This is a genomic window from Arthrobacter sp. TMS2-4, assembly GCF_054511075.1.
This window is the reverse complement of the sequence record NZ_JBTNDI010000008.1, coordinates 170,529-183,086: the sequence shown is the minus strand read 5'-3', so window position 1 is coordinate 183,086 and position 12,558 is coordinate 170,529. Positions and strand designations below refer to the sequence as shown.

Genomic DNA, 12,558 nt, shown 5'->3' with positions numbered 1-12,558 from the left:
GCGATCGCGGGGTCAGTGGACAGGTCAAGGGAAGGACAGCAACTCAGAGAGCCACGTCATGTGGACAGAGAGCCACACCGAACCCGCAATCAGTTTCCACTATTACCGTGGGCAGGAGGCAGTGCACCGTCGTCGATTCAGCGAGTGTCTTCCTGTTCAGTTTCTTGGGATTCAGGAGGGGAGTCTTCCTCGGTGGCCGCGTCCGGGGTGGCTTCGGGCTCGGGGGGAGTTGGATGGCTTCTCCACGCCTGAATCGTCGTCTGAATAGTCGCCCAGATCGTCGTCTAGATCGTCGTCTGCCTGTGCTATTTCACCTGCTGCCCGAATGAGGTCCGAAACTCCTTGGACCGACGCGATGTTCGATAGGTCGACGCCGCCAAATATTTTGCTTGTGTCGATGTGCTGAGCGATGCCTGCGAAGTCGAAACCTGGCAGCATGCCCGTCGTATCGATTTGAGAACCGATGACCTCAGCCCAATTGATACCAGGCAACCAAGATGAGGTGTCGATCGTGGGAAGCAGTTTGAGGAAGCTCAAGGAGAGCTGTGTTGCCTCGATGCGCTCATGTTGCGCCTCGGCCGTCCATAGGGATCTGTTTGGATCGTCAGGCAAGGCCTTAACAGAGAGGATCTCAAGACTCTCAACCTCTGACGACTCCTTGAAAGTGATTCGCCCACCAGCGTTCAGGAGCTTCGATACCATCACAGCATCTCCGCTGTACGTCCTTGTCCAAACATATGCTTCGACATTGATGTCGAAGTTTGCGGTCCATCGGCCTTGGCCGCGTCGTGCACTATCCGAGAAGTGCCAAGTGTAGCCGACGGAGTCAGCGCTCACGATCGAAGCAGAGACTGTGTTCAAGGACAGTGCTGCTTGGGACGGGGCGATCTGCTGGCCTTTTATTTGCTCCTCCAGAAGGAATGACAGCTCAGACCCGTCCAACCCTGAGACGAGAGCAGCCAGATCATCGTCGGAAATGGGTCCGCGAAGCGAAGCAAGGTGTTGTTCCAAAGTTTGCAGGCTGGTCACATAGTTGACCCGATCGAACAGTCCTCGAGCATCGAGGTCCTTCCGAAGCTGAGAATGGAAAAGGATGGGGCAGTCGCTGCGGCTTCCCTGGTTCTCCCCGGTCCAGTTCGGCGCGACTGGGCCAAAATCTTGGCTGTTGTCGCTAACAAACCACACGTGAGAGTCCGGGTTCTCCTCGGCTATGGACATGACCGTCAACCAGATCACCGTGTCTCTATAACCGTCTTTTGTCTTGCGTTGGTATGGGGCAATGCTGTAGGCAGCGCGACGGGCAATTTCGAGATGATTCAGTGCCGACGGTAGGACCACATTGGCGCCGAGTTCGGCGAGCCTTTCCGTCAAGTCGGCTTCGTAGCTGTCGATACGAGCCGTGATCGCATTTGCAATCGTCCTGACATCATCCTGAAGACCGAACTTCCCCAGGCGCGCATCATCGAATGGCTTGCGCTCTAGAGTCCACTTCTCTCGGACCTTCCGAACCGTTTCCATCTCGACAACATCGGGGACGGCGATTTGGATCGCCCATTCCTCTCGGTGTTCGTCTAGAGATCTCCACGCTTCACCAGCTAGTAATGGATCGTTATGCAAGATGTTGGTGTCAGGAACGATGAAGATCACAGCAGAATTATCTCTCGATTCGAAGTAGCAACCCTCATTATCAGGCGGCGTTCCAGAGCAGGCGTTGCTGCTCGTCGTCCTCGTCGATGGGTGGCTGCCAGTGTTCGTCGACTTCGGCGTCGTACAGCTCGTGCTCTTCGAGCTGCGGGATGAGGTGGCGGTCCAGCCCTCAGTGCCGGGCGGCACGTTCAGGTAGCGGGGTTGGCGCTGAGTACCTTCGTCTACGGGCTCAGGAGCCGACGGGTGCTCCGAGGGTATGGGCCACCTCCCACCAGAGCCGGTTCACCTCGACGTACCGGTCGGTGGGGTCGAGCGGCTTCGCCCACGGCTTGTCGATGATGTAGTGGATGTTCTTCACCGACGCCGGATCCCAGACCGACGGGTGCTGGTGCTGCAGGGTCTTCAGCGCGTTGTACACGTAGGGCAGCGGGTGCCAGCGGTCTCGGTAGTACTCGTTGAGGAAGTCCTGTTCGGCGAACGGGTAGTGCGAGAGGTCATCCACCCCTGCCAGCCGCCCCACCATGTCGGCGAGGACGGCCTCGTCGGGCGACAGCACGAGGAAGCCGCCGTTCAGGTAGTTGTCCGTCGCATCCGGTTCGGTGACGTGGTCTCCGCCCCGGCAGTGCGTGTAGAAGCAGGTCTCGGGCGTCCAGCTCGGTGGATAGCTCGCGATCCGGTTGGGGTTGCACCGGCAGGCGTGGCAGGCGGCGATGGCGCCCTCGGCCAAGTCCAGCGAGAACAGCTCGTCCATGTTCCGGGTCACCAGCATGTCGGCGTCCAGGAAGGCGACGCGCTCGAACTCGGTGAGGCCCCAGACAGCCAGCTTGGTCCACACCTCCGCGAAGCGGGAGTTGGCGTAGCTGTCCGCCGACCCCCCGGCCGGCCGCAACGGTGCCAGGTCGCGCAGGAGGCACCCGTCGTCCTCTAGGAGGCGCCGGGCCTGCTCGTCGATCCCCTCGGTCACCATGACGACGAGGGGGGTGGTGCTGCCGGAGGCCGACAGTGAGGCACGTAGCGTCCGGACCCCGATCAGGTAGTCGGGTTGAGTCAGCAAGGTCACCCAGGCATTCATCGGTGGTGTTCCTGTCCTAGTGGGCGGGTCGGGTCAGTCGAGGAGCGCATCGGTGAAGGCATTCGCGAACCTGTGCTCCGGGTCCAGCGTCTCGCGCACCCGGCGGAAGGCTTCCCACTGGGGGTAGAGCGCGGGCCAGTCGTACAGGGACTCGTCGAAGTACTTGCCCCAGTGCGGCCGGCCACCCTCCTCGGCCAGGGCCCGCTCCACTGCACGGAGGAAGCTGTTCCCCTCCTCGGACAGCGAACCGTCGGCCGCGTAGTAGACCACGAAGCCGAAGTAGCAGGTGTCCTGGCCGTGGGACGGGCTCAGCCATCCGTCGGACGGACCGGTGCAGCGGAGGATCACCGGGTAGTGCATCCGGGGACGCGTCTCTGCGTGCCAGTCCTTGATCTTCCTGATCACCGCTCCGGCCTGCGCGAGCGGGCTGCCGATCTCGACGTTGATCTGAGGGGTCGCGATCCCCTTGCAGAACACCTGGTAGATGTCACCCGTGACGTCGGTGAAGTCCCGGAAGCGCGACACCGTGCGGAGCGACTTGCAGTTGTCGGCGACGCCCTTGCTGTCGTCGCGGAGGTGCTGCAGCGTTGCCTCGATCGTGCTGTTCATGAACGTATCGGTCGTCGCGAACTCCACGAGCTGACTGCCGCCGGCCCGGTACCGCGACACCTCGTCGTCGGACGCCTCGTTGGCGGTCCACACTTGGACCTGGTTCTCCTGAGGGAACCACCACGCCTTGACCAGGATGTTCTCCCGATTCCAGGTCTCCAGGTCCGTCTCGAGCGTGCCGGCGTCGACGGCCTTCTTCACGCAGGTGTAGATCATCGACTCCCGTGCACGCAACGTCACGGCGGTGATCACGCCCAGTGATCCGAGGCCGAGCTGGACGGCGAGGAAGTCCGGGTGGTCATGGTCGAACTCCGCGACCGTGCCGTCGGCCAGCACCATGCGGATGGCCAGCGCAGCGCCGGCGATCGAGCTCTGCTGCAGGCCTTGGCCGTGGGTTCCGGTGGACAGGGCACCGGCGAGCGTCTGCTCGGCGATCACCCCGGGTGAGGCGTCCAGCATCTGCCCCCGCGCGGTCAGGAACGCGTACACCTCGGCCAGGGAGGTCGACCCAGCGAAGGTCGCGGTGTCATGCCCGTTCCCGTCAGGTCAGGCGGACTTGTGCCACAGCAGCGAAGACCACCGGGTCTGCTGCTCTGGCCCGCCCCGCAAGGACTCCTCGCAGTAGTTCCTTGTGTGACCTGACACACGCGGTCTACAGTAGGTACATCGTGTCCGTACTCGTTGTACCTAATCCTCCGTCCGCATAGAGAGAAGATTCGCCAATGGCAGCCGAATCGCTTCCCAAGTCCCGCATCCCGCTCTTCGACGGCATGAACCGCATCCCCGGCGGGCTCATGCTCATCCCCCTGATCCTCGGCTCGATCGTCGGGACGTTCACCCCCGGCTTCCTCGAACTTGGCAGCTTCACCACCGCCCTGTTCGCCGAATCGGCCCTTCCCCTGATCGCCGTCCTGATCTTCGCTACCGGCATGCAGATCACCGTGAAAACGTCGGGTCCCGTGCTCGCAACCACGGGCGTCGTCCTGCTGTTTAAGACGATCATCCCCGCATCCCTCGTCGCAGGCCTCGGCCTGGTCGTCGGCATCGACGGGATCCTCGGCATCTCGATCCTCGCCCTGCTGGCCAGCTTCGACAACAGCAACGGCGGCCTCTGGCTTGCCTTCACCGGCCGCTACGGCGACTACCGCGACCGCGGCGCCTACATGGCCTCCGCCATCAACGACGGCCCCTTCTTCACTCTGCTCTTCCTCGGGGTCTCGGGCCTCGGCAACATCCCGTTCCTGGTTATGCTCGCCGCCATCATCCCCCTGATCCTCGGCTTCATCGTCGGCAACCTCGACGCCAAGTGGACCGAAATCATGCGACCCGTGCCGAATATCGTCATCCCGTTCTTCGCCTTCGCCCTCGGCACCGGCATCGACCTCCGCAACGTCATCACCGGCGGCCTCAGCGGCATCTTCGTCGGCATCGCCGCCACCCTGATCACCGGCGCCCTTGTCTACTTCGGCTACCGGTTCATCCTCCGCCGCGGGATCAAGTCCGGCATTGGCATCGCCTCGGCCACCACGGCCGGCAACTCGATCGCCACCCCTGCCGTCGTCGCGGCCGCGGACCCCACCTTCGCGCCGTTCGTCGAGGTCGCGACCGCGCAGGTCGCCTCGGCCGTCCTGGTCACCGCGATCTTCGCGCCGCTCCTCGCCACCTGGGTGCTCAAGCGCCAGGGTGGGCTGGATACCGACGAAGCCGTCGGAGTCGTGCCCACGTCCGCCTCCGAGCTTCCGCCCGCCGGCGATCCGTCGGCCCCCACGGACCGACCCCGCCGGATCGAGGACAACGAGTGACGGCACCCACCGCACCCATTGTCGGCATCGCCGCCGACGACGTCACCGGCGCCACCGACTCCGTGGTCCAGTTCTCCCGCACCGGCTGGTCCTCCCGGCTGTTGCTCGGCGAACTGCTCCCGGACTCAGTGGAGCCCGGCAGCGCCCTGGCCGTCAATACCGACGCCCGCGCCCTGGACCCGGCGACGGCCCGGCAGGCGACGGCGAGCGCCATCAGGAACCTCGTCACCGCCGGCGCCGACCGCCTGTACCTGAAGATCGACTCCACGATGCGCGGCAGCGTCCCGGCCCAGGTTGCCGGAGCGCTCGACGCGTGGCAGGAGCAACACCCCGGCTGCTTCGCCGTCGTCTGCCCGGCCTATCCGGCCATGGGGCGCACCATCGAGGACGGCCTGCTGCGCGTCCACGGCGGATCGGTCGAGGACTCCCCCGCGGGCCGGGATCCGGTGACCCCGGTTCCGACAAGTGAGTTCTCACAACTCCTGCCCGGCACGACGACGATCAGCCTCAGCGGCTCTCCCGAGCAGGATGCGCAGGCACTCCGGGACGCGGCGGGCGACGGCGTCGTGGTCGTCAATGCGGCCTCCGACGACGACCTCCACACTCTCGCGGCAGCACTCGTCGTTGCCGGCCCGATGGCGATCCCCGCCGGATCCGCCGGCCTTGCCGCAGCCATGGCGGCAGCCTGGGCCGAAGCCGGAGCAGTGCATACCCCGGCGGAACCCAACCCCGCCGCGCAGGGGCGGCGGATCGTCGTCGTCGTTAGTTCGCTGCATGACGTCGCGCGTGCCCAGACCGACCACCTGCAATCCCAGTTGAACCCGGCCGACCTCCGAATCCTGCAGCCCGACGAGGCGCTGCTCGACCAGCCGAACCGGCTCGCGCAGTGGGCCGCCGCAGAGCTCGAGGTCCAGGACTCCCTGCCGCGGGTCGTCGTCATCACCTCGCCGGAAGCGGTCGGCGGCTCCGTAACCCTCAGCGGCGCCGCCATCGCGAGCAGCCTCGCGTCGGTGGTGCAGCAGACCCTGGCCCGCGCGTCCGTCGGCGCCCTCGTCCTCGTCGGCGGCGACGGAGCCCGCGCCGTTCTCGACGCCACCCGCGCCCAAGCGCTGCGCATCACCGGCGCTGTCCAGGAGGGCATCCCAATCGGCGTCATCGAAGGCGGCGCCGCAGCGGGCAAGATCGTCGTGACGAAGGCCGGCGGCTTCGGCCCGGTCCACGCCCTGTCCGACACCATCACCGAACTGACCACCACCCTCGCCCACTCAACGGAGGCATCCTCATGAGCATCCCCACCCTCGCCGTCACCCTCGGCGACGTCGCCGGCATCGGTCCGGAGATCACCGCGAAGTCCCTCCTCGGGCACGACGACGTCCGGCAGGAGTGCAGGCCCGTCGTCATCGGCGACGAGGCCGCCATGCGCCAGGGCGTCAGGAACGTGGGCGGCGATCCGGACAAGGTCCGCGTCCTGTCCGCGATCGAGGACGCCACGAACGAGCCCGGCACCATCGAGCTCCTCCAGACCGGACCGTCGCTCGCCGACGTCAAGCTCGGCGAGCTGAGCCCCGCCGCGGGCGACGGCTCCTACCGCTTCGTCGTCGAAGCCTGCCGCCTGGCCCGCGAAGGCACGGTCCAGGGCATCGTCACCGCGCCGCTGAACAAGGCCGCGATGCACGCCGGTGGGCACAAGTGGCCCGGCCACACGGAGCTGCTCGCGCACGAGTTCGGCGTGGAGAACTTCAGCCTCGTCCTCTCCGCGGGCGACCTCTACTTCTTCCACCTCACCACCCACGTCTCGCTGCGCCGGGCCATCGAGGACGTCACCCCGCAGCGCACCAGCAACGTGATCGAGCTCGTCAGCGCGTTCACGAGGGCGCTCGGCAACCCGGACGAACCCATCGGCCTCGCTGGTTTGAACCCGCACGCAGGCGAGAACCGCCTGTTCGGTGACGAGGACGAGGACATCCTCGCCCCTGCTGTCGCCGCTGCGCGTGAGAAGGGTATCAACGTGCACGGGCCCATCCCCGCGGACGCGCTCATCCCCGCGGCGGTCAAGGGCAAATGGAACATGGTCATCGCTTGCTACCACGACCAGGGCCACGCACCCTTCAAGGCGGTCTACGGCGACGACGGCGTGAACATCACCGTCGGCCTCCCCGTCGTGCGCGTCTCCGTGGACCACGGGACGGCGTTCGACATCGCTGGCCAGGGCATCGCCCGCGAGACGAGCCTCGTGCTGTCCATGCGCCGAGCCGCTGCGCTGGCGCCGGGCTGGGACCACGTCTGGCAGACCGCGCAGAAGAAGTAGCGGATTGGCACCTAGGATCGGAATCATGACTAGCGACGAAGACCTCGACCCACCCGTGCCCAGCTACCTCGAGGGCATCGAGCTCAACCGGGTCCACGACGGGAAGGTCATCGAGGAGCAGGACGACGAGGGTTCGTCGCCCTCTGACAGTGCTGGTAGCTAGGTCCTCGATCATCATGACTGGACCAGACGCCCCCGATTCCCTGGAGCGTCCGCTGGACGCCGGAAGCAGCGAGCCACTGCACCTGCAGCTCCGCGGGCATCTTCGGGCGCAGATCCTGAATCATTCGCTGCCTCCGGGCACCTCGCTGCCCAGTGAGGCTCAGTTGCAGGTGCGGTACGGCGTTTCCCGGTCCGTGGTGCGTCAGGCCCTGGGTGCGCTGACCGATGAAGGGCTGATCGAGCGGGGACGCGGGCGCGGCAGCACCGTCGCGCCGCGTCGTGAGCACCACCGGCTCGTGCATCGGACCGCCGGACTGTCGGCGCAACTCGGGAGAACCGGGGCGAGCGTGGGCACCGAGGTGCTCTCGCTGACGGTGCAGGACGCGGATGCGTCGACGGCGGTCCTCGGCACCGATCAGGTCCTCTCCCTCGAGCGGCTGCGCACGGCCGACGGCGTGCCCATAGCCGTCATCCATACATGGCTGCCGGCGCCGACGTTCGCGGACCTGACCGCCGAGTCCCTGCACAATGCGTCCCTGCATGCGGTGCTGGGCGAGCAGTACGGGGTGCAGATCACCTCAGGCAAGCGGCAGATCCGGGCCGTTCCGGGCGACCTCGAGCTACTGCGGCTCCTGAAGCTCGAGGCGTCGTCGCCCGTGCTCCTGCTGGAGGGCACGAGCTTCGACCAGGACGGACGGCCCGTGGAGGTCTTCTCGACGTGGCACCATCCGGACCACGTGGTGTTCGACATCGACATCCAGCGGGAACCGACGGCACCGGCCTCGACGGGCGACCCGTCGTCGTCGCCCGCTGCCGATGCCCCCGACGCGGTGGCGGACCGGGCCCGCCGGCTCGGCGCGGACCTGGTGCGCCTGGCCGACCAACTTGCACAGCGCAAACCATAGAACAGTGGGTGGCCGATGTTCGTTATCACCCACATTCCCTCTGCCACTGTTTCTGTTCGTTATCTTGATCATGCGGAGCGACTAGCCGTATGTTCAAGATATGAGCCACGAGGATGCCACTCCGTACTATCGGGCGAATGACGCCGCAAGCCTCGGCCGAGCCATCGCCGAAGCGCGGAAGGAAGCGGGACTGACGCAGCAGGACCTCGCCAGGAAGCTTGCCGTGGGACGCGGGACGGTGGTCCGGCTGGAGCAGGGGGAAGCCGTGTCCATGGTCGTCGTCATGAAGGCGATCCGCGTGGTGGGCCGGGACGTCGCCCTGGTTCCGCGCTTCGCCCGCCTTCAGGTGAAGCCATGAAGCGCCAGGACCTCCAGATCTTCCTGCATGGGCGCCGCATCGGGGTACTGTCCGGGACATCGCTGCGCCTCGCTTTCCAGTACGACCCCGAGATTGTGGCCGACTATGGCGCTTCCTCGATCCTGCTGTCACTCTCCTTGCCCGTGACGCGCAAGAGGATCTCCACGCCGGCCGTGTTCAACTACTTCGACGGCCTGCTCCCGGAAGGACAGGTCCGCTCGCACCTGGCAGCGGAGAACGGACTCTCCACCCCGGATGCACTCGGGCTACTGAAGATCCTCGGAGCAGATTGCGCAGGCGCCGTCCAGGCCCTGCCGGACGAACGCTCTTCCCTCGCCGAAGGCCACCCTGACCCGCTGCGGAACGAGGACGTGGTGCGGATCGTCGAAGCACTACCGACCTGGGACATCCCGGAGGACTTCGCCATCACTGCGTCACTCTGTGGAGTGCAGTCCAAGGTCCTCCTGAGTCGCACCGCTGATGGGACCTGGGCGTGGCCCGGCACGGGAAGTATCTCGACGCACATCATCAAGCCCGAGCCGCTCGACTCCCCGGTGCCGCACCTGATCGCCTCGGAGGACTGGGCACTGAGGGTTGCCGCTGCAGCCGGATTACCCGCCGCCACGGCAGAGCTGGCGACCTTCGGAACCCGCCAGGCGATCGTCGTCGCCCGGTATGACCGCACCCCCGACGGCGACCGCGTGCACCAGGAGGACTTCACGCAGGCTTTGGCACTGGGCAGCGACGCAAAATATGAGGGCTCCACCCGGCCGCCGTCGCGCCTGACACGGCTGGTGTCGGCGGCCGCACCGCACACGCGGGATGACGAGGACTTTCGTCGGAACCTGCTGAGGGCCGTGACCTTCAACCTCGTGATCGGCAACGGGGACGCCCACTCCAAGAACTACTCGATACTCATCCTCGAGGGCGGCGAGGTGCAGTTGGCGCCCCTGTACGACGTCGCCCCTACCCTCCTGCTCTACCCCCTGAGCACCAACGCCGGGCACGCGCTTGACGGCCAGGCGCGGCTCAACTATCTGACGCTCGAGCACCTGGCCCGCGAAGGCACGGCCTGGGGCATGGACGAGGAGGACGCGAGGTCGACGGCGATCGACGCCCTCGAACGCGTCGCTGCGGCAGCTGCCGGGGCGCCGGGAGCCGAGGAGATCGGGTTCCTGAAGGACCTCGTCCCGATCCGCGCCGAGGACCTGATCGGTGGTGGCGTCGCCCGCCGATCGCTCACGTGATGCGGCTCCCACCAGCGGTAGCGGCACCCATCTGCCGGGTACTCCCACTCGGGTGTCCCGCGCTGACGCTCACCGCTGGCCCAACAACTGCTGCACCGCGGCGCCAATCTGTGCGGTCTCGGCGGGCCGGACACCCGGACGCCCCGCAACGTGCCCCAGGTCGGACACCAGCGGATGCAGTTCCCCCTGCTCCAGGAGCGCCACCTCCCGCTCGCTGTCGGCCCGCGGGAAGTAGAGGTCGGTACTGCCCGGCATCACGATCGCCCGGGCAGTGATGTTTCCCATCGCAGCCTCGAACCCGCCGGGATGGTGCTTCCCGACGTCGGCCCGCTGCCAGGTGCCGAGCATCGCGAGTAGGTCGTTCGCGTCCTTCCGTTCGTGGTCGGCGGCCCAGCCCTGAACCACCGCGTCCACGGACGCGTACCCCAGGTCCCGATAGATTCCCTCGCGGAAGAACTCCTGCGAATACGCCCACCCCGCATAGACCGTGCCGAACGCTCGGAGCCCCTGCACCGGCGGCGCGGTGTAGCGCCCCTGCTGGAACGTAGGATCGGCCAGCAGCGCGGACTTCACCCCCTCGAGGAAGACGGCGTTGTGCGGCGAGCATCGTGCCGCTCCGGCGATCGGGAGGATCGCATCCACCAGATCCGGGTACCGGACCGCCCACTCGTAGGCCTGCAGCGCGCCCATGGACCAGCCCGCGATGAGGCGGATCCGCTGCACGCCGAGCTGGGTGAGGAGCCGGTGCTGCGCGATCACGTTGTCGGCGATGTCGACGTCGGGAAAGTCAGCCCCCGTGACGTCCGGATGGGCCCGCGAGGGCGACGTCGACACCCCGTTGCCGAAGAGGTTCACCGCGACGATGAACCAATCCGCCGGATCGAACAGCCGGCCCGGGCCGATCCACGGTTCATAGCTGGACGACGTGCCCGTGTAGTAGGAGGGCAGCAGGATGCAGTTGCTGCCGTCGTCGTCCAGGCGACCGTGCGTCTCGTAGGCGAGGCGGGCCGAGGGCAGGTTCGCGCCGGAGACCAGCCCGAACCTGCCGAGGTCGAAGTCAGCGAGCATGGCGACTAGAATAACTTCAGGTAGCGCTTGGTCTCCCACTCGGACACGTGTGCCTGGTATTCGTCCCATTCCTGGCTCTTGTAATCGATGTAGGCGTTGTACATTTTCTCACCGAAGACCTCGCGGGACAGGCTGTCCGCCGCGAACTCCTCGATGGCCTCCCCGAGGCTGCGGGGCAACAGGCCGAGGCCGTTGGAGATGATCTCCGCCTCGCTGTAGTTGTACATGTTCTCGGTGTGCGGCTCCCCCGGGTCGAGGTTCTCGCGGATGCCCTCCAGCCCGGCCGCGAGGATGATCGCGGCGCCGAGATAGGGGTTGCCGCTGATGTCGGCGGCCCGGCACTCCACGCGCCCACCCACGAGGGGCACCCGGATCATGTTGGTGCGGTTGTTGTTGCCGTAGCTCACGAACACCGGCGCCCACGTGGACCCGGACATGCTGCCCTTGCGGACCAGCCGCTTGTAGCTGTTGACCGTGGGCGCGATGACGGCGCAGATCGCGGGTGCGTGCTTGAGGACGCCGGCGATGAACTGGTAGCCGAGCTTGGAGATGCCGCAGCCGCGGGGGTCGTCATCGGTCTCGAAGAGGTTCTCGCCGGTCTCGAGATCCGCGAGGGACATGTTGAAGTGCGCACCGGACCCGCTGCGGTCCGCGAACGGCTTGGGCATGAAGGTGGCGAAGTAGCCGTGCTTGCGGACCATCTCGTTGGCCATCAGGCGGAAGAACACCGCGCGGTCGGCCATGGTGAGCGCGTCCGCGTACTTGAAGTCGATCTCGAACTGGCCCTGGGCGTCCTCGTGGTCGAAGGAGTAGACGCCCCAGCCCATGTCGTTCATCGCTTCCACCATCTCGGTGAGCCACTCGAAGTTGTCCAGCGCGGCTGGGGCGGTGTAGCAGGGCTTGCTGAGGGTGTCCCGGTCGCTGACCTCCACGGGCCCTTCCGGGGTGTCCTTGAGGACGAAGAATTCGGTCTCGATGCCCAGGTTGAAGGTGAACCCGAGCTCCCTCGCTGCCTCCAGCTGGCGCTTGAGGATGTTCCGCGACGCAGCCTCGAACGGCTTGCCCTCGTGATACAGGTCGCTGGAGAAGTAGGCGACCTCCTTGCGCCAGGGCAGCTGGACGGCGCTGTCGAGATCGGGCCGCGCCGAGAGCTCCTCGTCGCTGATGTCCTGGGGCAGCCCGTCGAGCGCCGCCCCGGTGAAGAGCTCCGATCCCGCGGCCATCTGCGGCAGGTGGGCCAGGGGGACGAACTTGGTCTTGATGTTCCCGTGGAGATCCACGAAGCTCGACATCGCATACTTGACGCCCGCCTCCCGAAGCTTGCGCTGGACGGTCTCGACGGCTGCTTCTGCTGTTGTCACGCTCATGACGATCTCCTGT

13 protein-coding genes and 1 pseudogene are annotated in these 12,558 nt (G+C 66.2%); 8 read left to right on the top strand and 6 right to left on the bottom strand.

The features are described 5' to 3' along the window. Nucleotides 1–171: 171 nt before the first annotated feature. Nucleotides 172–1,647, bottom strand: a complete 1,476-nt coding sequence (locus ACX80F_RS12135; RefSeq protein WP_459336652.1) for a PIN domain-containing protein — start codon at nt 1,645–1,647, stop codon at nt 172–174. A 64-nt stretch (nt 1,648–1,711) separates the two neighbouring features. On the opposite strand from ACX80F_RS12135, the gene ACX80F_RS12130 reads away from it, so the two are divergent. Continuing rightward, complete coding sequence (locus ACX80F_RS12130) at nt 1,712–1,843, top strand: hypothetical protein (protein WP_459336651.1); 132 nt, start codon at nt 1,712–1,714, stop codon at nt 1,841–1,843. Between the two features lie 33 nt (nt 1,844–1,876). Here the strand turns inward: ACX80F_RS12130 and ACX80F_RS12125 are convergent, their stop codons facing one another. The 3 genes and pseudogenes from ACX80F_RS12125 to ACX80F_RS12115 all read right to left on the bottom strand — a co-directional run. Then, nucleotides 1,877–2,719, bottom strand: a complete 843-nt coding sequence (locus ACX80F_RS12125; RefSeq protein ID WP_459336650.1) for a glycosyltransferase family 8 protein — start codon at nt 2,717–2,719, stop codon at nt 1,877–1,879. A gap of 33 nt (nt 2,720–2,752) precedes the next feature. Continuing rightward, a complete protein-coding gene (locus ACX80F_RS12120; protein ID WP_459336657.1) occupies nt 2,753–3,667 on the bottom strand; it encodes a D-arabinono-1,4-lactone oxidase in 915 nt (304 codons plus the stop codon). Beyond that, nucleotides 3,647–3,844 (bottom strand): annotated as a pseudogene (locus ACX80F_RS12115) (FAD-binding protein); the annotation flags it as partial. The pseudogene ACX80F_RS12115 and the gene ACX80F_RS12120, both read right to left, overlap by 21 nt. 206 nt (nt 3,845–4,050) lie before the next feature. Here ACX80F_RS12115 and ACX80F_RS12110 point away from each other — a divergent pair. The 7 genes from ACX80F_RS12110 to ACX80F_RS12080 all read left to right on the top strand — a co-directional run bounded on the left by ACX80F_RS12110 (nt 4,051) and on the right by ACX80F_RS12080 (nt 10,110). Beyond that, the gene (locus ACX80F_RS12110) at nt 4,051–5,130 is read left to right on the top strand and encodes a 2-keto-3-deoxygluconate permease (RefSeq protein WP_459336649.1); all 1,080 of its coding nucleotides are present in this window, start codon (nt 4,051–4,053) and stop codon (nt 5,128–5,130) included. Further along, entirely contained in the window at nt 5,127–6,416 is a 1,290-nt protein-coding gene (locus tag ACX80F_RS12105) for a four-carbon acid sugar kinase family protein (protein WP_459336648.1), read from the top strand. Before ACX80F_RS12110 ends, ACX80F_RS12105 begins: the two co-directional genes overlap by 4 nt. Then, on the top strand, nt 6,413–7,438 hold the full coding sequence (gene pdxA / locus ACX80F_RS12100; protein WP_459336647.1) for a 4-hydroxythreonine-4-phosphate dehydrogenase PdxA: 1,026 nt from the start codon (nt 6,413–6,415) through the stop codon (nt 7,436–7,438). Before ACX80F_RS12105 ends, pdxA begins: the two co-directional genes overlap by 4 nt. Before the next feature lie 25 nt (nt 7,439–7,463). Continuing rightward, nucleotides 7,464–7,601: a hypothetical protein gene (locus tag ACX80F_RS12095; protein WP_459336646.1), complete on the top strand. Its 138-nt coding sequence runs from the start codon at nt 7,464–7,466 to the stop codon at nt 7,599–7,601. Between the two features lie 13 nt (nt 7,602–7,614). After that, nucleotides 7,615–8,505, top strand: a complete 891-nt coding sequence (locus tag ACX80F_RS12090; protein WP_459336645.1) for a GntR family transcriptional regulator — start codon at nt 7,615–7,617, stop codon at nt 8,503–8,505. A 100-nt stretch (nt 8,506–8,605) separates the two neighbouring features. After that, on the top strand, nt 8,606–8,863 hold the full coding sequence (locus ACX80F_RS12085; RefSeq protein ID WP_459336644.1) for a helix-turn-helix transcriptional regulator: 258 nt from the start codon (nt 8,606–8,608) through the stop codon (nt 8,861–8,863). Continuing rightward, nucleotides 8,860–10,110, top strand: a complete 1,251-nt coding sequence (locus ACX80F_RS12080; protein ID WP_459336643.1) for a type II toxin-antitoxin system HipA family toxin — start codon at nt 8,860–8,862, stop codon at nt 10,108–10,110. Before ACX80F_RS12085 ends, ACX80F_RS12080 begins: the two co-directional genes overlap by 4 nt. 69 nt (nt 10,111–10,179) lie before the next feature. Here ACX80F_RS12080 and ACX80F_RS12075 read toward each other — a convergent pair whose 3' ends face one another. Together ACX80F_RS12075 and glnT are read right to left on the bottom strand one after the other, a co-directional pair. Next, on the bottom strand, nt 10,180–11,178 hold the full coding sequence (locus tag ACX80F_RS12075) for an alpha/beta fold hydrolase (RefSeq protein WP_459336642.1): 999 nt from the start codon (nt 11,176–11,178) through the stop codon (nt 10,180–10,182). A 5-nt stretch (nt 11,179–11,183) separates the two neighbouring features. Continuing rightward, a complete protein-coding gene (gene glnT, locus ACX80F_RS12070; RefSeq protein ID WP_459336641.1) occupies nt 11,184–12,545 on the bottom strand; it encodes a type III glutamate--ammonia ligase in 1,362 nt (453 codons plus the stop codon). Nucleotides 12,546–12,558 lie beyond the last annotated feature (13 nt).